At 35.7% G+C, this 23,704-nt stretch carries 28 protein-coding genes; 17 read left to right on the forward strand and 11 right to left on the reverse strand.

The window, feature by feature from the left end; translation table 11 throughout:
* Positions 1-265 precede the first annotated feature (265 nt).
* The gene (locus J7I90_RS24595) at positions 266-835 is read left to right on the forward strand and encodes a tyrosine-type recombinase/integrase (protein WP_214774273.1); all 570 of its coding nucleotides are present in this window, start codon (positions 266-268) and stop codon (positions 833-835) included.
* Positions 836-1,366: 531 nt separating this feature from the next.
* Here the strand turns inward: J7I90_RS24595 and J7I90_RS24600 are convergent.
* The gene (locus J7I90_RS24600; protein ID WP_214774238.1) at positions 1,367-1,525 is read right to left on the reverse strand and encodes a hypothetical protein; all 159 of its coding nucleotides are present in this window, start codon (positions 1,523-1,525) and stop codon (positions 1,367-1,369) included.
* 155 nt (positions 1,526-1,680) lie between these two features.
* On the opposite strand from J7I90_RS24600, the gene J7I90_RS24605 reads away from it, so the two are divergent.
* Positions 1,681-2,640 carry a hypothetical protein gene (locus J7I90_RS24605; protein ID WP_214774240.1) on the forward strand — a complete coding sequence of 320 codons (960 nt, stop codon included), beginning with the start codon at positions 1,681-1,683 and terminating at the stop codon, positions 2,638-2,640.
* Positions 2,641-2,893: 253 nt separating this feature from the next.
* Here the strand turns inward: J7I90_RS24605 and mobQ are convergent, their stop codons facing one another.
* Positions 2,894-4,837 carry a MobQ family relaxase gene (gene mobQ / locus J7I90_RS24610; RefSeq protein ID WP_214774242.1) on the reverse strand — a complete coding sequence of 648 codons (1,944 nt, stop codon included), beginning with the start codon at positions 4,835-4,837 and terminating at the stop codon, positions 2,894-2,896.
* Positions 4,838-5,214: 377 nt separating this feature from the next.
* Here mobQ and J7I90_RS24615 point away from each other — a divergent pair, with 377 nt between their 5' ends.
* From J7I90_RS24615 to J7I90_RS24625, 3 genes are all read left to right on the forward strand, one after another.
* Positions 5,215-5,514 (forward strand): hypothetical protein, encoded by a 300-nt coding sequence (locus J7I90_RS24615; protein WP_251025460.1) that lies wholly within the window; start codon positions 5,215-5,217, stop codon positions 5,512-5,514.
* A 47-nt stretch (positions 5,515-5,561) separates the two neighbouring features.
* Positions 5,562-6,191, forward strand: a complete 630-nt coding sequence (locus tag J7I90_RS24620; RefSeq protein WP_214774243.1) for a ParB N-terminal domain-containing protein — start codon at positions 5,562-5,564, stop codon at positions 6,189-6,191.
* 393 nt (positions 6,192-6,584) lie between these two features.
* Positions 6,585-6,806 (forward strand): hypothetical protein, encoded by a 222-nt coding sequence (locus J7I90_RS24625; protein WP_214774244.1) that lies wholly within the window; start codon positions 6,585-6,587, stop codon positions 6,804-6,806.
* A gap of 9 nt (positions 6,807-6,815) precedes the next feature.
* Here J7I90_RS24625 and J7I90_RS24630 read toward each other — a convergent pair whose 3' ends face one another.
* Both J7I90_RS24630 and J7I90_RS24635 read right to left on the reverse strand, forming a co-directional pair.
* Complete coding sequence (locus tag J7I90_RS24630; RefSeq protein ID WP_214774245.1) at positions 6,816-7,121, reverse strand: hypothetical protein; 306 nt, start codon at positions 7,119-7,121, stop codon at positions 6,816-6,818.
* Between the two features lie 307 nt (positions 7,122-7,428).
* Positions 7,429-8,247: a hypothetical protein gene (locus J7I90_RS24635; RefSeq protein WP_214774246.1), complete on the reverse strand. Its 819-nt coding sequence runs from the start codon at positions 8,245-8,247 to the stop codon at positions 7,429-7,431.
* A gap of 471 nt (positions 8,248-8,718) precedes the next feature.
* Between J7I90_RS24635 and J7I90_RS24640 the strand changes: the two genes are divergently transcribed.
* Entirely contained in the window at positions 8,719-8,994 is a 276-nt protein-coding gene (locus J7I90_RS24640; protein ID WP_214774247.1) for a hypothetical protein, read from the forward strand.
* 385 nt (positions 8,995-9,379) lie between these two features.
* On the opposite strand, the gene J7I90_RS24645 is transcribed toward J7I90_RS24640, so the two are convergent.
* Positions 9,380-10,006: a MerR family transcriptional regulator gene (locus J7I90_RS24645; protein WP_251025461.1), complete on the reverse strand. Its 627-nt coding sequence runs from the start codon at positions 10,004-10,006 to the stop codon at positions 9,380-9,382.
* 573 nt (positions 10,007-10,579) lie between these two features.
* On the opposite strand from J7I90_RS24645, the gene J7I90_RS24650 reads away from it, so the two are divergent.
* Both J7I90_RS24650 and J7I90_RS24655 read left to right on the forward strand, forming a co-directional pair.
* Positions 10,580-10,969 carry an AbrB/MazE/SpoVT family DNA-binding domain-containing protein gene (locus tag J7I90_RS24650; protein ID WP_251025462.1) on the forward strand — a complete coding sequence of 130 codons (390 nt, stop codon included), beginning with the start codon at positions 10,580-10,582 and terminating at the stop codon, positions 10,967-10,969.
* Entirely contained in the window at positions 10,959-11,276 is a 318-nt protein-coding gene (locus J7I90_RS24655; protein WP_251025463.1) for a type II toxin-antitoxin system RelE/ParE family toxin, read from the forward strand. Before J7I90_RS24650 ends, J7I90_RS24655 begins: the two co-directional genes overlap by 11 nt.
* 262 nt (positions 11,277-11,538) lie before the next feature.
* On the opposite strand, the gene J7I90_RS24660 is transcribed toward J7I90_RS24655, so the two are convergent.
* From J7I90_RS24660 to J7I90_RS24670, 3 genes are all read right to left on the reverse strand, one after another.
* Positions 11,539-11,745, reverse strand: a complete 207-nt coding sequence (locus J7I90_RS24660; protein ID WP_214774251.1) for a hypothetical protein — start codon at positions 11,743-11,745, stop codon at positions 11,539-11,541.
* Between the two features lie 671 nt (positions 11,746-12,416).
* Positions 12,417-12,869: a CBO0543 family protein gene (locus J7I90_RS24665; protein WP_214774279.1), complete on the reverse strand. Its 453-nt coding sequence runs from the start codon at positions 12,867-12,869 to the stop codon at positions 12,417-12,419.
* A 495-nt stretch (positions 12,870-13,364) separates the two neighbouring features.
* Positions 13,365-13,685 carry a hypothetical protein gene (locus J7I90_RS24670; RefSeq protein ID WP_214774253.1) on the reverse strand — a complete coding sequence of 107 codons (321 nt, stop codon included), beginning with the start codon at positions 13,683-13,685 and terminating at the stop codon, positions 13,365-13,367.
* A gap of 1,570 nt (positions 13,686-15,255) precedes the next feature.
* On the opposite strand from J7I90_RS24670, the gene J7I90_RS24675 reads away from it, so the two are divergent.
* Entirely contained in the window at positions 15,256-15,471 is a 216-nt protein-coding gene (locus J7I90_RS24675) for a hypothetical protein (RefSeq protein ID WP_214774255.1), read from the forward strand.
* Positions 15,472-15,879: 408 nt separating this feature from the next.
* Here the strand turns inward: J7I90_RS24675 and J7I90_RS28300 are convergent, their stop codons facing one another.
* Positions 15,880-16,137, reverse strand: coding sequence for a ribbon-helix-helix domain-containing protein (locus J7I90_RS28300; protein ID WP_483861566.1), 258 nt, complete (start codon positions 16,135-16,137; stop codon positions 15,880-15,882).
* Between the two features lie 125 nt (positions 16,138-16,262).
* Here J7I90_RS28300 and J7I90_RS24680 point away from each other — a divergent pair, with 125 nt between their 5' ends.
* Complete coding sequence (locus tag J7I90_RS24680; protein WP_214774257.1) at positions 16,263-16,460, forward strand: hypothetical protein; 198 nt, start codon at positions 16,263-16,265, stop codon at positions 16,458-16,460.
* Here the strand turns inward: J7I90_RS24680 and J7I90_RS24685 are convergent.
* A complete protein-coding gene (locus J7I90_RS24685) occupies positions 16,452-16,622 on the reverse strand; it encodes a hypothetical protein (RefSeq protein WP_214774259.1) in 171 nt (56 codons plus the stop codon). The genes J7I90_RS24680 and J7I90_RS24685 overlap by 9 nt on opposite strands.
* A 324-nt stretch (positions 16,623-16,946) precedes the next feature.
* Here J7I90_RS24685 and J7I90_RS24690 point away from each other — a divergent pair, with 324 nt between their 5' ends.
* The 7 genes from J7I90_RS24690 (at position 16,947) to J7I90_RS24720 (ending at position 21,555) form a co-directional block, all read left to right on the forward strand.
* Positions 16,947-17,516, forward strand: a complete 570-nt coding sequence (locus J7I90_RS24690) for a tyrosine-type recombinase/integrase (protein WP_214774281.1) — start codon at positions 16,947-16,949, stop codon at positions 17,514-17,516.
* 134 nt (positions 17,517-17,650) lie between these two features.
* On the forward strand, positions 17,651-18,256 hold the full coding sequence (locus J7I90_RS24695; protein WP_214774261.1) for a MerR family transcriptional regulator: 606 nt from the start codon (positions 17,651-17,653) through the stop codon (positions 18,254-18,256).
* Positions 18,257-18,494: 238 nt separating this feature from the next.
* Positions 18,495-18,692, forward strand: a complete 198-nt coding sequence (locus tag J7I90_RS24700) for a hypothetical protein (RefSeq protein ID WP_214774263.1) — start codon at positions 18,495-18,497, stop codon at positions 18,690-18,692.
* Between the two features lie 389 nt (positions 18,693-19,081).
* A complete protein-coding gene (locus J7I90_RS24705; RefSeq protein ID WP_214774265.1) occupies positions 19,082-19,813 on the forward strand; it encodes a hypothetical protein in 732 nt (243 codons plus the stop codon).
* 16 nt (positions 19,814-19,829) lie between these two features.
* Entirely contained in the window at positions 19,830-20,237 is a 408-nt protein-coding gene (locus J7I90_RS24710) for a hypothetical protein (protein WP_214774267.1), read from the forward strand.
* A 678-nt stretch (positions 20,238-20,915) separates the two neighbouring features.
* Positions 20,916-21,125: a hypothetical protein gene (locus J7I90_RS24715; protein ID WP_214774269.1), complete on the forward strand. Its 210-nt coding sequence runs from the start codon at positions 20,916-20,918 to the stop codon at positions 21,123-21,125.
* Positions 21,126-21,363: 238 nt separating this feature from the next.
* The gene (locus tag J7I90_RS24720; protein ID WP_251025464.1) at positions 21,364-21,555 is read left to right on the forward strand and encodes a hypothetical protein; all 192 of its coding nucleotides are present in this window, start codon (positions 21,364-21,366) and stop codon (positions 21,553-21,555) included.
* Positions 21,556-21,730: 175 nt separating this feature from the next.
* On the opposite strand, the gene J7I90_RS24725 is transcribed toward J7I90_RS24720, so the two are convergent.
* A complete protein-coding gene (locus tag J7I90_RS24725; protein WP_214774271.1) occupies positions 21,731-22,231 on the reverse strand; it encodes a hypothetical protein in 501 nt (166 codons plus the stop codon).
* Positions 22,232-23,704: the final 1,473 nt, after the last annotated feature.

Raw genomic sequence — 23,704 nt, forward strand, 5'->3', positions numbered from 1 at the left:
TAGTGAAGTATACCATTTTTTTAAAAGTTAGTAGTTACTGAAGAAACTATGATTTTTGAACTAACCTGCTCCGTTAGGGTACTTTTTCATGTCAATTTGAATGTACGATAATGTGAATTATCGTACTTTCAAAACCCTGATTTCATTGACTTTTTTCGTCTTTTCTCTTTATACTGTAATAAGAGAAAAAAATCGTACATTCAAATCATTGGTACATAAGGGTTTTGAATCCAGATTTTTGAGGATAGAAGAAAGGTCGATGAAGATGACGCAACCAAAAGATGTGCAGCCGATCCGGGATCAGCAGCAGTTAGAAGATATGAAATGGGCGCTGAAGCGCCATTGTTCGGAGCGTGATTACATCCTATTTGTCGTAGGCTGCGAGACCGGCCTGCGCGTCGGAGATCTGCTCAAGCTAACCACGAAACAAATCCTGGACCTTAAAGGCAAACAAAACAAGATTCTCCGGGTTAAAGAAGGAAAAACACAAAAAATCCGCGATATGTATATCGCGAACTGTTTCCAGGAGGTCTACGACTATGCCAAAAACGTCCAGAGCCCCTATTTATTCCCGTCTAGAAAGGGAGAACGCCCCATTACCCCTACTCAGGCCTACCGACAGTTAAATAAGGCTGCAGAGTTCGCTGGGGTGGAACATGTCGGCAACCATACTTTAAGAAAAACGTTTGGTTATTGGTTTTACAAGGCTACGAAGGATATTGCCATGTTACAACGAATCCTGCATCATTCCCATCCTTCTGTCACCTTACGCTATATCGGCATTACCGAAGAAGAAACGAATAACGTATTGAAAACATTTAGTGTCTTTCACTAACGTTCGAGTGTGGTTTATGTATTAAAGGTACTAAAATTGAGATTTTTTTATAATTTTACTTGTTTTGAGCTCCGATTAATTCAAACAACTGAATTAACCGACAGACCCAACGAGCACTATTTCTTACTTATCCAGTGATTGAAAAGATCTACAATAATCCCCACGATAATACCTATAATAATTTGATTAAAAACACCGATTGGGCATACCTCATTTCATAGTGGAATGAGAGCCTGCGCTAATTACTATACTCATTGTCATGAGTTTTGTTTCTAGATTTTTCTGAAATAGAGGAACTTATTTCCCGACATTCCTTCAATAAATCAAAAAAATTAATCCAATTAATATTGCTATGTATTTTAAGCTTTTCATCATGTTATTTTATGGCTTTTATAATTGAAGACTATGTAAAAGCAGTAAGAACCTAAAAAAGCCTGAGTCAACCCACGTAAGTATAGCCAAGACCTTGAAAAACACTAATAGCCAACCAGTAGAATCAAATAAAGAGAGCCACTAAAAAAGTGGCTCTCTTTATTTGATTCTTTTTTCTAACAAAGCCTTGAATGTATTTGCTTCTTCATCAATATTATTTCTTTTTTTTATAGTTCTTTTAAATTGAATTACTCCCACAGCTAACATACAAAGACTCAAAGGAATAAATAGAAATACAAACGTTGTTTGTTTAATCATATTTGCACTAAATAAAATAAAAATAAAGATTGTTAATATGGTCGTGTAATTAAAAATTTGATTCATATTCATCACCTTTTCTGAAGGGAAATATTTACACTGAATATACATTATTATACAATAATAACAAATATATGAGAAGAGGTATTTAGTTAATGAAAATTTTCAATAAAATCTTTATGGTATTCCTGAGTTTGGTATTATTTACATCTATAGTCTTTATTCATTCAAATGTACAAGCAACAACACCTGATGAAATTGATGCAGCAAAGGCAGTTGAAGAAATTACTGGAACAGAAGAATTAGTAAAAGCAGATGATGATGGTTCTATTAATAATGATATTAATACTATTAAACTACCAGATCAATTTCTCAATGAAATTATTGTAAGTAGTGATCTTGATAATGAACCAGATATTAAAATTGGTATACCAAATGAAATGAAGATTGGTAATCCAGTAGTAACAAAGGATGGCAGCTATCAATATAATGGTAATGAAAATGTAGACTTAGTAATTCAACCTACTGACGTTGGAGTAAGAAGTGTTGTTAGTATTAATAATGAAAATGCACCTAAAAAATATGATTTTAAACTAGATTTACCAGAAGGTCATAAATTAGTATTCTCTTCCGACTATTTTGGAGAAGAATTAGCACTGGAAGATGATATTGAAGAGGTTTTTGTAGTTGATGAAAATAATATCATTCAAAGTATATTTGGAGAAGCTTGGGCTAAAGATGCTAATGGTAATGATGTACCAACTCATTATGAAATTATAGATAATTCTTTAATACAAGTAGTTGAATTTAATAAAAATACAGCGTTTCCTGTATTAGCAGACCCTGATTGGGTTGCAATTGGGGCATGTTCAGCAGCTTTAACATGGTTTGTAGGTTCTAATCTTTTAGTAGCTGCAAAACTTATTAAAGTTAAAAAATATATAAATGCATTAGGTGGTTTCAAAGAAACAGCAAAGCTTATTACACAAGCGACAACTTGGGAGGAAAAACTGAGAGTAGGTGGATCTGCTCTTAAATCATTAGCAGCAGAAATAACTGGTGTTGCAGGGCTTTATGCGTGTAATAAATTTATAAAGAAAAAGAAGAAGAAGTAACAATGGGATATATGGGTAAATAAGTTTAATAGAATAAGCGATAAAACATTTATTTTATTGACGTCTTGGTTGTTTCTGTTATAACAAAGTTAATTATTTTTTTCTTATAGAAAAATTCACTGAAAGAACTAAGAAAAATAATTAACAAAATTACCAAAAGGAGAGTCTAAATTAGACTCTCCTTTTATTTACCCAGCGATCAATCCACCTCAAACAAGGGCGCTATACTACAACGAATAGTACAGTAAATATTTTATCTCTCCATTTCCCAACCACGCTTACGGTTTTTCTCATTTCTCCTAACAGGTAATGGACTTTGTCGCTGCTGTTTTTGTTCTCTCTGCATGTCCCTTCCTGCCTGTTCAACGCCCTTCATAATGCCCTCTAATAGGCCGAGGCCCTTTTCTTGTGATTGAATCTGATCTTTAAATGCAGGAACTCTCGCTTCCATTTTTCCTAAAGTATGGAACTGTTTTTCAAGGTCCTTTCTTCCAGAAACGCCTTCTTTCTTCATCGAATCTTGGGAGTTTTCCCGTGTAGAAATAACCTGTTCATATTCTTGTTTAGCTGATTTTGAAACAAGCAATTTTCCTTTCAAGAAAGGATTGTTCTCGATTTTTTCAACAACGGCATGCTGTTTTTCATAATGGTTTAGATAGCCTTCAGCACGCTGCAGGCGTGACCGATGCTGATTCACACGATCCACTTCACCCTGAAGCCTTTGAATTTCCTCTTTACGGCTATTGAGCGTTTTCTGGATGGTCTCCAGTGGGATCACTTGATTTCCGTTTCCTTGATTAATGTCCATAAGCTTTTTAGCCGTTTCAAGGTTTATATGGAGCATTTCAGGATGTTCAGGATACAAAGAGGCCACCTGACGGACAAAAGCGTTCTGGTGGGCTGTCTCAGCCTTTTTTAAGACGTCTCTTTCACGATTGATTTGTCCACGTGTCTGTCGATTTTTCTCCAGGAGCCCAGGATACTCGGCTTGATGTTGACGTTGCATCTGGTGAAATTCTTTTTCGGTATGGAAGCCAAGCTTTTCACGGTAGCTATCTAGCGTTTTATCCCGTACTGTTATTTGTTCTTCCGCCTTGGACATCTCTAGTTCGGCTTGTTCCTTTGTCATGCGATTTTCCTTTAGTTTAAAGGGATTGATCCAATTGATTGTTTCCAAATGTTGCTGGGCTTGCTGGCGTTGATTTTCAAAAATATGAATCCAACGGTAGGTTTCAGAAACGCCTCGGATGGTTTCATCTTTCCATCGAATCTGTTGGTCCTCGTTATGTACTTGATTCTCCCACTGATCGAGCTCCTTACGTTTTACAAAGATTTCTTTCAAGGTAGATTCACGATCCACGTTCAAAAGCTTAGAAGCTTCTTGTAAGTGAACACGTTCTGCAGGCGTGTTGAAGCGTTCGGATTGTTTCCGTTGTTCTTGCTTCCGTGCTTTTTCTTGTTCCAGGGCTTTCTTTTCTTCCCGGTATTTTTGAAGATCCACGACCAGACGATTGTATTCTTGGCGATCACGATTGATGGCGCCCCGGTCCGTTTGAACCCCACGCTTTTCCATTTCATGAGCCACATGGCCAAGATGGACCGTTGGAAAAATAATCAGATTTCGTTTTTCATGGGATTCATGGGTAATGCGGTCTTCCAAGCCTTTGTGCTCTAAAACTTGATTGGCATGAACGGCCCATTGCTCACGCCATTGTTGAAGCAGCTCTTTTTGGTTCCAGTCCCGATTTTTTTTGCTGAATCCATCTTCTGTAATTTCGCGAGTGGTCAACATCACATGGGCATGAGGATTTTCTTTGTCGTCTCGGTGAATCGCTACATCGGCAATCATGCCTTGATCCACGAATTCTTTTTGCACGTAGCCACGAATTAATTCGGTTTGTTCTTGATGGGATAATTCTCTAGGCAAAGCGATATTAATTTCTCTTGCGACTTGTGAGTTTTTTCTTGTTTCGGATTTCTCGACTTCATTCCAAAGTTGTTCCCGATCTTGTACCCATTCTGGAGAATTGGAAGGCGCCAAAATCATGCTTTCCGGTTGGACTTCTCTTTTATAGAATTTGGTTTCATCTGTTCGTTCGTCCTTTAATCGTTCACCGGAACGATAGGCTGCCGAAGCCACAGCCGATTGACCTTTGCTTCTGGAAATTACTTGTGCAGAGAAATGGTAAATGGCCATGATTGAGCACCTCCTTTAATGGGTTTGATAGGGACGAAATAAAACAGAAAGCATCGAAGATGGTTGCTGCTTTATTTCGTTTTCGCCGATATGGCGATAACTTTTTGTATCCGTCCCCTAGACGGATACGTCTTTTTCATTCGGCCTATAGTCGAATGAAGGTTTTTTATTTTTGTATTCGCTTCCTAGCGAATATGCTTTTCCGTTGCGTAGCAACCGCACACAAACGAAGTTTGTATAAGTGCGCCCTTTGCTCTTCGATCTCAGGGAATCAATGCCACACTCATTGTGGCGATTCTTGCCTTTTGTCTAGTATTCTATCACCTATTTAGCTATACTTAAAGAAAATTATGGGAATGAAGAGAGGGTTTGGTTTTATGGCTCGTAAAACGGATAGTGAGAGATTACAAGAGTTAGAAGAAAAAATGGAGAAAATGAAGGCGCAAAAACAGCAAGTGGAGAGTCGAATCAAACAAAAAGAACGAAAAGAACGGACGAAACGATTGATTGAGATCGGGGCCATTTTTGAACATCACTTTGAGATTACAAGCAAGGAGGAAGCTGAAAAAATCGCATGGGGATTAAAAAAAGTGGTCACTAATCGAAAAGAGGATCTATTGAAACTTTCCATAGAAGAGTTGAAAAACGAAAAAGAAAGAGAGCTTCAGAAAAAATAACGGGGTTTCCCCCTGTTTATTTAAAACGCTAAAGGAGGACAATGAGCATGCCACATAAAATGACGGTAACTGGAAAACCTGTAGGCCCCTTATGTCAGAAAGGCTCTTTTTACACGTTTGACATGGAGGAAAGTGGTTCCCCCTCTTCCCCAAAAGGGCTTCCAGGAGGTTCGACGATTACATATACGGTCTTTCTCAATCAGAAACAGCTCCAAAAAGCCGGCCTTACGGCCAAGAATATCAACCAACAAAAAATCATGGTGCAAGGCGAACCAACGTTGGATGTATCCGTGGAGGATTGTCCAGGGGAAATCGGATTGATCTGTTTTCAAGTGTCGATTCTGCCTGAAAAACAGGAAACATCCAAGCCTGTAAAGAGCCAAGCAGCAGAAAAGCCAAAAGAAAAACCCAAAGCTCCAAAAGGAACCGAGGATTTTCTGGAACGGAAAGAAATCGTGGTGCCAGAAGCGTTTTTAAACTCGCATCCGAATCCTGAAAAAACGCAGCAAGTGGTCAATTTTGTGAAACAGAACGGCCATTTAGATGAACCCCTTACCATTAACCGGGAGACAAATATGCTGACAGATGGTTATAGACGGTACATCGTGGCTCAACAGCTTGAATTAGATATCGTCCCTGTTGTCTACGAAAAAGAAACAGCTTCAGTCAAAAGCTAAAAAAACGCATAAGTGTTTTAAGGATTCTAATAGGCCCATAAGAGTTTTTATCCTGATCCCTTAATATTTTAGTTACCCATCCATTGAAAAACGCAGTAGAAAGCTAAATAGAGATAATTTAGAACGAGTAAAGCTTATAAAAGACCTGTTTTCTTCTTTTTCCATTAGGCTTGCTATGCAGCCTAATGGAATTAGTTCTCTCTCTATGTACTTGCATAGAAATCATTAGGGTCCTTTTAGGGCTTTTTTTATTAATGGGGTCCAGACATGCAGGAACCCCTTTCATCCATAATAGGATAATCGCGGATTTTATAATAAAGGGGGACAAACCTCGTTTCATTTCTATTTGTGATGAATATACTATTTTAGCGAATAGAAAAGGGAGATGTTTGTATGGGAAATTACAATGATTACAATGATTATAGATATTATGATAATTATGATAACTATAATAAAAAAGATAAAAAAGACGGTTTTTACTTTAAGTGTTATAAGAAGTACGATAATTATCGTGAAGAATATTACTATAAATGCTATAAAAAGCACAATGATAAGCACAATGATAAACACAATGATAAATGTTGTTGTGATAAGAAATGGTACGATGAATACTAAAAATGAGTGTTAAAAGAAGGGGACTTTATTTGATATTAAAGATTCCTCCTTTTTATCATGCAGTATACTATCTAGTCCTTTCTTGCTTTGATAAAGGCAGCTACATGCTGCCTTTAATTTAGTAAAGTGACTTTCATTAATATCCTCCGTATCCATACGGGTAATAATATGGATAGGGTCTAACATATGGGAATACAAAAACAACATATGGGAATCTTTGTCGACGATATCGGCGATATCTTCTTCTGCGAGGACGTCCGTAATCATCGTAGTCATATCCATAGCCATATTGTTGCCTGTTTTCTTGGTCTCCATCAAATTCTTCAGGAACTAGCATAGTCACACTTTCTTCATCCATATCATCAATAATCCCATCAATCTTTGACCCGTCGCTTAATTGTCCTATAACATGGTAATTCATATATTTCCTACATAGGTTTTTTATATCGTTAGGCTGGTAAGCCCCCTGAACTTGATTAGGATTCATTGGATTGTTGTTGTTATTGTAGTCCACTAAAGATATCCCTCCTTCATTTACTTTAGGATATTCACCCAGTTTGGAATTGGTTAATGTATATCATTTTTTAACATAGAAATGGCTAGAGTCCTGTTTGGGCTCTTTTTACTGAAGAGGTGCAAACTGCTCTAAAGGCATAGCAGAATAAGCCTGATCCATGAGTTTTTTAAAGGTTCCTGTGAAATAACGAACCAGATTGGTTTTTACTTTTCCTTGTTTATAGCCTCTAATGGATTGTTTAAAGGCGTTTATAGCAGTATATGTAATGGTTTCTTGTTCGACTATGTGTGAAATGGCTTTCGTATCAAGGAAAACACTTTTCCAAAAATCTTCAATCATGGCTGCATGATCAAAGAAAGGCTTAACAGCCTGGACAAATTCTTTAGGCACATAAGAAGCCGTAAAAGTTGAATCTAAAGGAACATCTTTACGTGTATTTAATTTTTTAATATTGCTAGTTTCTAAAAGATTACTAGTTTCCTTTTCAAAATTGGAGGATTCAGCCTTACTGCCGCAAGGTTTCTCTTGATTCTCGCAATACGTCAATTTTCGCTTTTTTAATACATCAATTGTGTTGAAAATATAGACATTATGTCCTTTGCCACCTTTTGATTTTGCCGTGTTTTCGATGGATAAGATGCCTAAGTCCTTCGCTTTTCTTAGCATCCGTTCAAAAGTAGATCGGCTAACCCCAAACCCATTCAATTTTTCATTGATGGCTTTTACTAGCGTTCCAATCTTGGCGTTGGCAACACCTGCATATTTTGCGGAGAATCGGACCAGGCGTTTGAACGCGACGAGTTCTCCTTTAGTGAAATCTTTTTTATGTTCAGCTAGGAACATTTCAATCGTGTTGTTAAATTCCTTTATGCTGCTAAACTTGCTGTAGTCTTTAAAATTTTCAATTCTGCCTGCTACTAACATGGTATTTCCTCCTTAGAGGACAATAAAAAAGACACTGCTCCCGATAAAGATTAAGGGAAACAGTGTCTTTTTTATTGTGTCTATAGCAAAGAAACAATATTTTTTCCTTGAAACTGAAAGTAATATACACTAAAATAAGTGATATAACTTTATTAGTAACAAAGGACTTCGACAAGTGTTTTCCCTACTGCGATTAGGGGGAACGGTTTAAGGGTGTTCCACCACCACTTAGACACGTTGGAGTTCTTTTTTTTCGTCCGTTTTTTGTTATGGTTAATTATCCAACAATTGCTACCAAAAAACAAGTAAATTTGATAGTTTATGGTCTTTAATAGATCCACCCTCGACCCTTTCTAGGAGTCCTGGACAATCAAATTCTTCTTGGGTCGTGAATTCAAACTTTTCACGATAGTATTTTATCTGGTTTAAAAAGGTTAAAATGGTTAAATCTTACTCAGGAGGAGATTTTTAATGACTAGAGATACAAAAGCAGCAAGAATCCTATCAATTGTCATGTTAGCAATAGTTGTTGTTATTTTAATCATGACTGAATTCGTAAATGTAAAAAGTACAGGTATTACAGCATCCTTATATTATGCTTATTCCCTCGCCCCAATTGCTGGATTACTACTTTCTTTATTTGGAACAAAAGGAAGGTTTAGAATTGTTTTTTCACTAATTTTTCTTGCCTTCATTGTTTGGTTTTATGTGGTTCCTGCTATAAGTTTTTTAAATGGAGATTTTTAAAAAGAAAATAAGAGACCCAGAAAATAAAGTGAACCCAAGATGAATTGTTTTTAAAAGAACTTGGAGAAGCAACGCAAGAGGAATTTCCGAATTTTTAAATCTAAAAACATTAATAAATAGTTAAATAAAACTCTTTTACTGATTCATACATATTCAAACTTAAATCCTCCCAAAAACAATAACTTTCTCACATGGAAAACACTCTATATTAACAATTTATTTCAAATTTTCTAAAGCATAATTAGTTAACATAAAGCACCTTACCGGAAGTTCTAGCATTAATAAAAAGGTAATTCAGCTGAATTACCTCTTACTTTTCCATCTGTATTTTCCACTCCCGAAGCTTATATTAGTACCTCTGTGGGGATTGCAGTTGTTTCTTTATTCACTTTCCGAAAAGTCGAGCAAAGAAGCCCTTTTTTTGTTTATCCGGGTTAGTATCCGGGTTTTCGTTGGCAGCTGCTATTAATTGTTTAGCTTCCTTTGCTGCCCTATTGGATTCATCCAGTTCTTTATCGCGTTCTATACTTCCTCTAATGCTAGATACTTCACCTTTTATTTGTTGGATACCTGGGATAACAAACTCTTTATTAAAAGTTTCCTGATTATCAAGCTGTTCTTTCATTTGTTTATTTTCTTCCCTAAGTGCCGCCATTTCTTCACGTATGGCTTTTAATTCTTCCGCAATCAATTCCCCGGCTTTCTTTTCAGGTTCCGGCTTGAATGATTCTCCACCAGTAGCAAAGTAATGTTCTATTTGCTTCATACTCCAGTTTTGTTCGCGGTGAAGAGCTTGTATCTCTTTGAAGCGTTCTATTCCTTCACGCTTATAAATGTTATAGCCGTTACCTTTGTCGCTCTTTTCGTGCGGGATATATTGGCGCAGCTCCTTAAACCAGTTTCTAATGACATTTGGAGTTTCATCTATGAAGCTTGCTACCTCTTTTACGGTAAAACCTTTATCCAAGTTTTCAGCTTGCTTTTCGTCACCTGGATTTTCACTTTTATTCAAGTTTCCTACCACCTTTCTAATATGGATCTAAACATGGGTAAGATGGATAAATAGGTTTGATAAGTAAATTTACAAAGGATTTTATCTATTTCTAAGAGCTATGTATATATTAATTACTCATGAGCCTGGTTAAATCCTGCCATGAATCTAAGTATAAATTAAAAATCCAAGTTTCATAAATAAAAACGTTTGTTTATTAAACGTTCGTTTTGTGTACAAAATTTCAATAATAACAATGAATATATGGTTTTTAGTTTATCGATTTATCAAGGTTTTAATCTTTGTTTGAAGTATGCAGAAATTAAAAGGGCAGAGTATCGCTGCATTAAGTTATATAAGAACCAATCACATCATTAGTGATTTCTAATCTTGCCAGAGCAAATGACATTTGTTCAAATGCTTGGTGGTACATTGCAAAAACGCCATAATTAAAGTGGATTAGGAACATTAACTGATTATATTTGGATACAAAATGAACCGAGTTGTGTTAATATTATAACCAAGAAATAAAGAAACCAAGAAATAAAGAATTTTTAAAATATGGTATACAACTCTAAAGGAGGGACATAACTTATGGTAATGGCACAAAAAGAACTGGAGAGAATGACCATGCCGAATAGACGTCCAAGAAAAGTAAAGAGAATTTCTGTTTCGAGTAAAAGACAAATTAGTATTCCTAAAGAATTCTATGAAAAACTAAACATTGGAGACGAAGTAAACTTAGAATTATATGGTAATCAATTAGTTATAAAACCTATACACGAAGGTTTTGAGGATTTTTCTGAAGAGATACTAGCTGATCTTGTTGCCGAGGGTTATGTTGGTAGTGATTTAATCGCGGAATTTAAAAATCGCAAAGGGAAAATTGGAATGGCAGTGGATTCTTTAATTGCTGAAACAATAGCTAATGGTAAACCAACTACCATAGACAATCTCTTCGGAGAAGATGAAGATGATTTTTAGTCTGATACCATCACCAGCAACTGAAAAATTTATTAAAAAACTTAAAGATAAGCCACTGAAAAACAAATTTAAAGAAGCATTTAAGGAAATCCAGCTAGACCCATACGCTGTGGGTGAACAAAAAAAAGGTGATCTAGCTGGAATCTATGGTTATGATATTTTCCATAACGGGACTAATTATGAGGTTGCTTATAGTATCCAAGAAGATGAAAAGGGTAATCAAGTACTAGTGATTCTAGCTGGCACTAGAGAACAGTTTTACCAAGAATTAAAACGATACATAAAAAGTTCAAAAATTAACAAGTAAAACTTCCTCTAGACTGGAAGTTTTTTAGATTTACAGAATAATAGTAAGCTAAAAAACATGCCTGAGGCTGTTTCAACACCCTTAGAGTATATATACATGTTCTTTACTTTAGGCTCATTTAAAAATTAATGTTGAGAGTTAACAAAAGAAAAAAGGGCCTAAATTTGGATCCTTTGTATGTGACTAACGCTTTAGGGAAATGAAAAAGCAGAAAAAAAATGAACCCACATTCAATAATTTTGGAAATAAAAAACGGTAGATATTAGTCTACCGTTGAAACATATCCAATTGATAGTAAATAATTCTTAACCAGCGTTTCTGCTTCATCTTCTGAACTTACATCAAATGCAGACTTCAATGTATGTGAAAGGTCTAGTATTTGATTATATTCTAGTTTTGCCAGTATAAATCGATCTACTACATAAGCTACAGTCTCATTATTCTTTTTTTCAATTACCAATTTACTCATTTAGCCTTATACCCCCACACTTGAATAAAAAATAGTATATTACATGCTAAACAAAAATCTTATCTAAATATGTCGATGGCTTAAAAAAGAGTAGCTACTTTTCCTAGGCAGCTTTTCTTACTGGATTTGTTAATGCTTTTTAGTTTTGACCTAAGAGTCCACTTCTACTTTCTGATAATGTAAAGGATTACACATTCATAAGGCCGCCAATTAGGCGACCTTTTTATGCGATAAGCCTAAACGATTCTGAACTGAAAAAAATCTTTTAAAGGACCTAGGGGGGATACTATCTCACCGAACGGGAGTTTTTATTCAATTCGTCAATGATTATCAGGACATAAAAAAACTCTGCACACCAACCTTGGGAAAGAGGCGGGGAACAGAGGCAACTGGACATCATGCAATATGTATATTCCTGAACTAAAGAATCTGCTATTCATCGACCAAAGTAAAACCCCCGTACCAATGAGGCTTGATACAAGGCGATGAAAGGTCAGGTGAATAGACGGGCATATGGAAGCTTGGCTATGTTATTTTTAACGGCCGGTGGGCATTTTTCGCAATAAATAATTTGAATGTACGCTAATGTGAAGGATTATACGTTCAAAAGGCCGCCAATTGGCAGCCTTCTTATGGCGCTAACGCACCCGTTTGTTGAATAAGGTTTTAGATTAGGTTAAGACATTTAATTTTTTTAAATATATATAATACCAATACGTTAAAGTATATGGGAACAAATAAGAAATAAAAGTAAAATAGGTATTCCATCCATTTCCATAAATTACTTTCCCCCAAAAAACAAATATCATTTCAAGAAAAGTGGTAAATAAAGTTATAAAAAAAACAACCAAATATAGATTCTTGTTTTTCTTTATAAAAAATATCATGTAACTTGCCAAAATAGGATAAATCCCCAAATTAAAAGGTGATGCTGATAAAGTTTTTTGATTAGGAAATGGTGCAACTTCCCAGAAACCAAAATAAAAACCTAATTCGTTTATTGTAAAAGCAATAACGCTAAAAAATGAACCAATTAAAGGTATTAACAGTTTATCTTTTTTATAAAGGTGGAATATGCCAATAATCCAAGGAATTACAAATATCAAAATTGTATTAAAAAACATTTTCATTCACTTTCCCTTTTAATATCATCTTTGACACAACCTTCTATTACTAAACTGCCCCTATAGTAAAAGGGGTACTTACTTTTTAAAACTATTTCGAATGTATGATAAGTGTAAGAATCATACTTTCAAAAGCCCGCCAATTGGCGGGTCTTTTACATTTATTAATTTATAATTATAAACTGAAGAGTTATTGGTCCACCTTCTTCAGGGGCTTCATCTACCAACAAATGTGACAGACCATCATCCCATTTCTGTAGCAACCTCACCTGAAAAAATGAGTCCATTGATTACGTTAGTTTTCATCGGATTCGCCGAAAAAGCTATCGCTTTTTAAATATTCCTAAAAACCTAAATCAGTCTAAAAGACCTCCTATCAACAATACATGATAGGTTGATTAGTTAAAGGTAATTTTATAAATAATTGATTAAAATGAAAAACTGGAAGGAGGAACAAACTCCCCTCCTTCCAGCTATTTTAGATTTTTAACCTCATTAGTTTTTCAGTGTTTTAACCATCGCCATAGCCTTGGCAATAGTATCTTCACTAAAAGATTTTTTGCCATCACCTAATCCGTCACTAAAAATGAGGATGATAATGACAAACAAAATATCAAGATCGACATTGACATTAACTGTTTGATTAGCATTATTTTTAACCTTGTTATTGACTGTGTCAGTATCAGTCACTGTCTGAGCTTGAGCTTGTGCTTGAGCCTGCTGTTGTTGCTGTTGCTGTTCTTGGAGAAAAATCAAAAGCTCAGCTGCCTTTTTTTGCATTTTTTTATTATCATCCTTGTTATGATAACCACTCATCTGGTTCCCCTCCTTTCATCAAAGACTACTCTGTAGAGTATGCATGTCCACTGATGAGAGGGTGCTTGTCCTTTTTTAGCTAGCCCCTTTATTTAAGTGAGTAGTTTAATAGCAATTCGGCCACGAATTAGTAACCCCTATTTTTATCTTTTTTTACGTTTTAAAAACAGGAGCCTTAAAGGCAAAGATTGTTGTCGAACGTAGTGAAGACAAGCGTAAGCAAGATAACCTAATTAAAATTATATATAGTACCAACACGCCCCTGTTTACAGTTAATTTTGTAGCAGGGGCTATTTTTTGTATATTGAGTAACAGAATCTTCACTATGGGCATAGGATATATTCCTATTTGTTTAACTATTTCCTGCGAACCCCTCAATGGTACTAAAGTTCCCCAGTACTCTTGCGGGGTTTTCGTGTGTGAACGGTTTGAATAATATCCGGTTGGCTGGGGGTTTATTTTTTTGTTTATTGGATGCAAATGCTTTAGTTCAGGAATATACATATGAGATAAACTTCACCTACATTGATGTTTAGTTGAGATTGCCTCTGTGACCGGCCTTAATTTTCCCAAGGTTGGTTTGCAGGGCTTTTCGTTTTGCCTGGCAGTTATTGAACAGTTTGAATAATAACTCCCGTTCGGTGGGATAATAATGATACACCTAAATGCTGTCTATCCCTGTTATCAGCTGCCTGGTGCAGGGGTAGTTTTATTGTCCTGGTAAGTTACAATGTGAGAAACACATTCAGGTGGGCTTTGTACAGCTTCCGAGGCGCCCTTGTATCAACCCTAAAAAGTTGGTACAAGGGTCATTTGTGTTTGTCCTGGAAAAATTAGGATTGGATAAAAACTCCATTTCGGTGAGATAGTATTCATGGAAGCCCTCCCCTGTATCAGCCATAAAGAAGCCGATGCAGGGGTATTTTGCGTTAAGGCTAACTACAAAGAACTTACTCCCTCTATTACTCAAAAAACTAGAAGGCCGCCATTTGGCGGCCTTCTTGGCGCTAACGCATCCGGATTTCTCGCCTTCGAGAGAGGTTGCCCCTTGTTCTTATATACTTAGTTGCCTTTAAGGCGGTTTCAGCTATTTAAATTTAGTACATCTGCATCAAAATCGGAAAGATGAAAACAAAGTAAAAGACTAGAATGAGCAATATAAAAAGTCCTGACCATGTAAAATTAGGAGGTTTTAAACTTTGGGTATTTTTTTACGTCTTATATAGGGACCTTCTATCGTGTCCTATAGCCCGTAAAGAAAAAGTTCTCATAAAAGAACCTTATAAAAGGGTCTTTTTCTTATTTTCCCGTCCAATCAATAGATATATCATGACCCCGTAAAAAGTTAAGGTGCCAATTACCTTTCTTGACGTTACCACCTAGCACTAATAACAATAGCTATGAACATTCCTATTTTCACTGTTTGTACTATATTGTACAAACAGTTTTTCTATTAATGAATAAAATAACTCGAAAGTGAAAAAAGAAAGAGGGATTAAAATAAAACCTTATAAACCTTTTGTAGATACCACATATCTTCATAAGAAATGGGATCATTGGAAACACGATGATGGTTGTAAGAAAAAATGCTGCAATGATGACCATCACTTTGATTGTTGTAAGAAAAAACGCTGCGATGATGACCATCACTTTGATTGTTGTAAGAAAAAACGCTGCGATGATGACCATCACTTTGATTGTTGTAAGAAAAAACGCTGCGATGATGACTTTTCGGGTAATTGGTAGTTTGTTAAATGGAAAGTGCTTTGATCTAGTACTTGATTAAGGTACTTAAGACCACCCCAAATATATCTCCGACCTTTATTGGTTGGGATTTTTTTATTCAATCTAAGTATAATTATATTTTTATAGGGCTATTCTGCCCCCTTAGCTGAATAAAGGAATTTTTTCACTTGAATTTGAATGTATGATTATTGAAAGAATCATACGTTAAAAAGGCCGCCAATTGGCGGCCTTTTTATGGCGCTAACGCACCTGTTATTTAAGTGTATGCCTTCACATTTTTATAGACTTATCATTAGTAATGCCATTGGCTCTAGCCTTCAACTATTGCTATGACATTGGATTCAACGATTAAAATATCGCCTCTTTCTTTGGCTAAAAAATCCTAGTCCCAACAGGAAGTTTGTTGGACAAAAGCACCTCTACCCTTAATGGTAAGTGCTTTTTATACTTATGAGTTATTTTTTTTATTTATAAAATCTCTGCCCTTTTGAATTATTTCATTATTTCTTTCAATCAAATCCGAATTGCGAGCTCTGACCTGTTGAATAACAGTCTCATTGCTCTCCATATATTCAAGTAACAGATCTACAGCTTTGTCCATAAGCCTTTCAATGGGTATATTTCTTTTCTCAGCTAAATGATTGAGTCTATTACTTAAATAAGCATTGAGGGAAGTGTTTAGGGGCTTTCTTATTTCAGAATTAATATGGCGTTCCTCCTTAAAAGTTTTATTCTATTATAAGTTAAATTAATTAACATAAACAAATACATATTCTGTTTATGTTAATAAGGTAACTGATACAGAAATTGAATGAATAAGGAGTGAAAAGGATGGCTAAAGACTTAAAGACAATGAATACGACAAAGATTCTGGACATTACTTCTAGGGAAAATTCTCTAGTACAAAGTAAGGTAAGAACGGTGAAGTCTGCTGTCCATTTATCTAAATACTACTTAGAAGAGGCAGCATCACGAGGATATAAAGACACAAAAAAACAACTATTCTTCGGATTTCCCTTTTTAATATAGTGAAGGATCAATGTTACATTCATTTAGAGCATTTTCAATTAATAAAAGCTGATCATTAATCATTGATAAGTAGAAAATATGAGAGTTATTTATTGTTTCCTTTAACTCTAGCAGCAGTTTTTTATCCCTTAAAACAAGGTAAACCTCTTCTGGATGTAACATATAACTCTCCTTTCAGTTGGAATATTAATTTTTACCCGGATTATTACATTTAATAACTTTTGAGCAGTAAGGCTTAGTTAGTGAAGTATACCATTTTTTAAAAAGTTAGTAGTTACTGAAGAAACTATGATTTTTGAACTAACCTGCTCCGTTAGGGTACTTTTTCATGTCGATTCGAATGTACGATAAGTGTAATTATCGTACTTTCATATCCTTGATTTCATTGACTTTTTTCTTTTTTTCTCTTTATACTGAGAAAATAGAAAAAATCGTACATTCAAATCATTGGTACATAAGGGGTTTGAGGAAGAAAGGTCGATGAAGATGACGCAACCAAAAGATGTGCAGCCGATCCGTGATCAACAGCAATTAGAAGATATGAAATGGGCGCTGAAGCGCCATTGTTCGGAGCGTGATTACATCCTGTTTGTCGTAGGCTGCGAGACCGGCCTACGTGTCGGGGACCTACTCAAGCTCACCACGAAGCAGATTCTGGACCTTAAAGGCAAACAACACAAGATTCTCCGGGTTAAGGAAGGCAAAACGCAAAAGATCCGCGACATGTATATCGCAAATTGCTTCGAAGAGGTCTTTGAGTACGCCCAAAGCGTCTCGAGTCCCTATTTATTCCCGTCCAGGAAAGGAGAACGCCCCATTACCCCTACCCAGGCCTACAGGCAGCTAAATAAGGCCGCAGAGTTTGCTGGGGTGGAACATGTCGGCAACCATACTTTAAGAAAAACGTTTGGTTATTGGTTTTACAAAGCGACCAAGGATATTGCGATGCTGCAACGAATCCTCCATCATTCTCATCCTTCGGTTACCTTGCGTTATATCGGCATTACCGAAGAAGAAACAAACAATGTATTGAAAAATTTTAGTGTTTTTCACTAATCCATTTAAGACCATTTTTCGGTCTTTTTTTCATTAAGGAATTTCAAGAAAGTCTGCGAATGTTATAATTCATTAAGAATACGTATCACTGACATAGCGAATTAACTATAAATAATACAAAGGAGCTTAACGCTATGGATCCGTCACAAAACGAAATAGAAATACTTTATTCTCCTGGAGAAGTGAGTGACACACTCAAAGTAAAAGATTCCACTTTAAGAAAGTATTGTGGCATTTTAGAAAATGCGGGGTATCGCTTTTCAAAGAACAATAGAGGACATAGACAATATACAGAAAAAGACGTTATGACGTTTAAAAAACTAATTGCTGCCACAAAAACTAGCGACATGACGATTGAAACGGCAGCAGAACAGCTCGTTTCTATGTACAAACAAACTAGTGAAACGGTCCCCGTCACAACTGATATAGCGTTACATGAACAGCATAGCAAAGATATAACGGAGCTAAAAAACACTGTAGAAATCCAAAACAAGCTTATTATATCCCTGGTCGAAAGATTGGACCAACATAGTACATATTTAGAAGACTCTACAAAGAATAGGGATAATAAGCTGTTGGAACAACTTAAGGCGTTTCAAAAAGAAAACGAGGAACTTCACAAAGAAATGAAGCAAATGAATGAGAAGCTAGAACAAATTGCCGAAACAGGAAAAGAAGCCGCAGCATCAGCCGAAAAGGAAAAAGAAAAAGGCTTCTTCGCTCGACTTTTAGGAAAGTGAACAATGAAGCCTAAAACATTAAATATGACAAAGACTATAGGCTTTTCCTTTTTCTATATTTTTACGTTAGATGCCTTTTGAGATACCAAGAGGGTCTCGGTGAAGTGAGTCTATCAACTCCTTATCCTCTCAGAGTCTTACGCCCAGTTATTAATACCCGAAAGAAGGATATTGCAGGGTTAAAAATACAAAGACTCTGTATGGGGCGGTTATGGGGCAAATAGAAGGGGTGTTATAAATGGTAGATGCGGAAGAATTAACAGAGACTATAAAAAGGCGTCTTGAAGATATGGTTAGGCAACTTGACAGGTTAGATGAAGAATTAAAAGGAAATTTCGATAAAGTAAACTACAGAATAGACCAAAGTGTTATGGAGATTACTACACGGTTAAACAAGATAAAATCCACCTTAGAAAAAGAGAATCACAAAAGTTAAAGAAAATCTCCGGGCTGGCAGCTAAAAGCTGGAAAAGAGCATCCAGCTTCTCTGTTTCAATCCCTGACCCATAAACTATCAAATTTACTTGTTTTTTGGTAGCAATTGTTGGATAATTAACCATAATAAAATATGGACGAAAAAAAGAACTCCAACGTGTCTAAGTGGTATCCCCATACCCTTAAACCGTTCCCCCTACCTACACTAGGGAAAACACCTGTCGAAGTTCTTTGTAACTTACAATATTGTACATTCATTTTAGTGTATTTTGCTGTTAGTTTCAAGGAAAAAATGTTGTTTCTTTCATTAGACCACATTTAAAAGACGCTGTTTCCCTTAACTTTATAGGGATCAGTGTCTTTTTTATTGTCCTCTAAGGAGGAAATATCATGTTATCTGGAAGAATTGAGACCTTTAAAGAATATAGCCAATTTGATAGTTTGAAATCCTTCAATACCACGATTGAAATGTTCCTAGCAGACCACAAGAAAGACTTTACTAAAGGCGAACTGGTGGCATTTAAACGCCTAGTACGTTACTCTGCGAAGTATTATGGTGTTGCTAATGCTAAGATCGGAACGTTATTGAAAACAATCAATGAAAAATTAAATGGATTCGGTATCAGTCGTTCCACCTTTGAACGTATGCTAAGGAAGGCGAAGGATTTCGGTATATTGACCGTAAAGAACACGGTTAAACGTAAGGGTGGAAAGGGTCATAATGTGTTTATCTTCAACACAATTGATGTATTGAAAAAGAGAATTTTGACGCATTGTGAGAACGCCGATAAGCCTTGTGAGAGTAAGGATGAACAGCCCGATAATGAAAAAGAATCTATTGTTCTTTTAGAATCTAGTAATACAAAACAAGAAAGTAATAATATAAACGATAATAAGATAATGAAGGCCGTTTTCAATAGAGTACAAGATGCTATCAAAGAAGGTTCCACCATTACATACATATCCAGTTACGTTGATAGAGTATTCAGGTCCATGGAACGTCAAGCCTTACATATGGAAAACAATCGTCAAAAGGCATTAAGAAAGAAACGTGAGGATGAAGCACGTAAATTTTTAAATCCAATCAAGGATGTACCATTCTGGGATTGGCGAGAACAGTGAGGGAGAGATTGTCGGAGTGAATGAAAATCAAGTCTTAAAGAAAAATAGAAGGGGTACTGAATATATCGAGGCTAATGGTGAAATTATCGCAAAGCGTTGTAGTGGTTGTGAGGAAATGATGGAGTTGGAACACTATTCTAAGTCTAATGCTGGTTTAGGCGGTACGGTTAGCAAATGTAGACCATGTCTTGTGGAATATAATAAAAAATACAGAGAAAAAAAGCCTGAATATGATAAAAGATACTATGAGAAAAATAGAAAAGGTACTGAAGCTAAGAAAGAGTCCGATAAGAGATATTATGAGAAAAACAAAGGTAAAATCATTGAATCTAGTAAAAGATATTATCAAGAAAATAAAGAACGTGTACTTGAACGTGCTAAGGAATATTATGTTAGAAATAAACGGGAGGTAAACGAAAAATAACCCCTGTACCAACTTTTTCAAGGTGGTAAATACTGCTGCGCATAATGTCGGGAATATGCGAATAGTTATAGGTTATACGTATACTGCTACGGTTCTTTACTAATCACCTCGGAGGTGGAATCGTAGCAAGGATGGTATCCAAAAAGTCGCATGTGGGCTGCAGAATCTGTCGTATTTATAGAAATATCCATATTTAAAAGCCGAACCTAATTTTCATTTCGGCTTTTGGAGATACAGCATGATAAATCTTGGATGTATGTATATTGTCTGCTAGGGGATCCCATTTTATTCGCTGTATGGGGGTTCACTCTGTTTTGTGTATATGGGTGTATTGTATATGCAAATTCAGTTTACATAATGGCCCTTCTCGGCAGTTAATAGTTTCACAAAGTCAGTGATATCAATGGTTTTAACATGGCATCGAATTATCCAATGATACAGGTTTTGATACATCGTTGATATACCGCCTTTTGTCGGAACATCATTTTACGTATTTCCCGTTTTTATTGCATAAATGACGGGCGGGTTTCATGGAGAGAAAAATGAGCATGTACTGCCATAATTATTATTAAATTGGTAAAATCAAAGAAAGGAACTTTAAATATGGAAAAAGTAAACGTAACAATTTATTTGATATTAAGTTTGGTTTCCTTGTACACATTCGGACTATTTTTATTTATGAATAGAATCGTTTTCAACATAGAAAATCCTGACTTTGTTTACGAACAAGAAGGAGCCACTAAATTATGGTTCGAACAGACTCCTCAGATTTTAACCGTTGTAACCTTTACACCGTTAGTAATAGGATTTGTTTTAATGGCAATTTTTTTATGGATATTGACTTCAAAAAAAGGAGAAAAAGATCTTTGCCAAACAAAAATCAACTAACCTGACCCGATAGGTGCTTTAGCTGTCTTTAAGGCAGCTTTTTCTTATGGCACTAACGGGGCAGGTTAGTTCATTAAGAATTTGGTATATTATGGTATGTTTTTTTAGGTGATTGTCTTCAATACTCAATGTTAGGATGGTAATTTAATTTTATGGGTGAGGCCGGGTACCCACCCCATAATAATGCAATAAAAATTTCAATCTTATTATGGATATATATTTAAAAGGAGTTGAAAAAATGGTGAATATTGGTTTAGGACTTATATTAATGCCTATTGCGATAATTTTCGTTATTTTTGGTGTGTTTTCACGTAAAAAGAAGAACAAGATTGTTGGTTATGGAATGTTAATAACTGGGATTTTAATTTTATCAGCAAGTGTTCTATTGCTAACTGGAATATACGACCCTTATGCAAACCACATTCGGTAAAGTATATCTTAAAGGATATTGAATGTTTCAACTAACGGGTGCGTTAGTTCATTAAGGAAAACCAAAATGCTCAAGTATTTCGGTCATACAGGCCGTTTAATAGTTTAGTGGACTTTAACATTGAGTAAAATGCTAACACTTGTTATACGGCTTGCTAGGGCCTTAAAACAACACCTTATAGTAAGTTCTTCGACTTAAATACGCTTCGCAAACACTCATTGATTAATTCCGACTTAACTCCACTCTCAACGGAATCAATAACTGAAATCACATCAGTATCGAAGTAAAAGCCCCGATATACCTTTTTTGCTTTCTTCCCTGATAGCAATCTATCAATGTTGTCGCTGCTCTTTTTGCTAGCATTAGCACTAGTGGTTTCGGGGGCCACTTGGATAGTTTCTTGCAATGTGCTTGCTACTTCCTTACTAGCCTTTTTACTATTGGGTTCACTTTTCTTTTTGTGTGGAATCTTCTTGAATACCTCATCTATAGGAAGATCATAGATACTTTTATCTTTTCCCATAAAGGTGTATTTGCTTTCGGTTGCCACCCAAACTAAACCAAGTTCTTTTATCTTAATCTGGATTGTTCTGTCAGAAACATTATATTTGTTAGCAAGATCTTGTACCTTCAATTCCCTATTTTCAATAGCTTGTACCATATCTCTTACTAGCACTTTAATCCCTCCATAACTTTCATTTTAAAAGTTGTTTTATATGATAAATTAGGTAATACACTATATTATTCAATGCTAGCTATTTGCTTTCCTTTCTACTTGTATAATTCCCTTTCAATTTCCAACTGTTCTGAATGCCTCTAGAACGTGGATTGTGATTTTTAATAAAGACTTTAGATCGTATCAATGCCACTATAAGAAAAAAGAACTGATCGAGAAACTCGTCATGTTGCATAATTTCAGATAATGTGCGGAACGGTCAATATGTAAAAATAGTAAAACGAACGTACCAAATTGGACAAAATACAGGCGAATCTTTAAGGGAAAACATCGCTAAGTTTCGTCGAAAAGGCCAATAAAAAGTGAAATTAAAGAGGGACCCACATCAGCCCACCTGATAAAGTTCATGTATCCCACGTGAGCCCACCTATACCAATCAGGAGACCCATGTCATCCCACTTGAAAGAAATCAATGATATCATATAAAACACTAGGCTTTGCCTAGGATATCACCCTCGGTGATATCAGTTTTTCCTTATGCTCTTTCTCTTTTATATAGTGGGGAACCCGAATTTAGTTTTTGTTTGAAAGGAGAGCGAAAACGTGGAGATAAAAATAAGAAATGTTGACCCATTTGTAGTGAAAACATTTGATGAAATGGCAAAGAAACGATCCATTTAGAAGTGGGGTTTCCCTTTGCCTTACTTTACTCGTCGTCCTGTCCCTTCTCCTTCTTACTCTGCTTGTAAGCAAGGATGCTAACAACAAGCGATCCAACAGGAGCGAGAGTCTTAATCGTCTCGAGGATCTGGTCAAACATTGCTAATCCTTCTATTCGGCTTCCTTGTGTTCACAAGTCTATAAGGGATGCAGCTAAGAATCAAATCGACTCGGTGTGATGAAGGTTACAACATCCTGAGCAAACCAAGCCCCCTATTTTTTTCTTAAAGTATGATTTTGTTGTGAAGTTCTAGGAGGTATAAATTGAATGTTAGTATTCAAAACAAAGTGGCCTTATATTAATTTTTCTTTGGGTATTTAAAAAATAAAAGACTAGTAAACCACAGTCTTTTCAGAGTGTATACAACCCCCTTTTTCACCAAAAGCTTTTGGTGAAAAAGGGGGTTGTATATTCTTTTAATTAGCATATTTGTATTTTCGAAATAAGGGCACTACATATTGTTGCTAAAATTTATAAAAAAACAGCTGTCGACAAAGTCGACATCCTGGAGAACCTGACAAATAACTATTTGTCAGGTTCTTATTACTATATTTATCGAAGAAGAAAAGGATTATATTGTGTTTTGAATGTATGATAATGATAAGAATCATACGTTAAAAAGGCCGCCAATTGGCGGCCTTTTTATGGCGCTAACGCACCTGTTATTTAAGTGTATGCCTTCACATTTTTATAGACTTATCATTAGTAATGCCATTGGCTCTAGCCTTCAACTATTGCTATGACATTGGATT

Origin of the sequence: Bacillus sp. ISL-57 (genome assembly GCF_018613135.1) — a bacterium.
Taxonomy (GTDB): Bacteria; Bacillota; Bacilli; order Bacillales; family DSM-1321; genus Peribacillus; species Peribacillus frigoritolerans.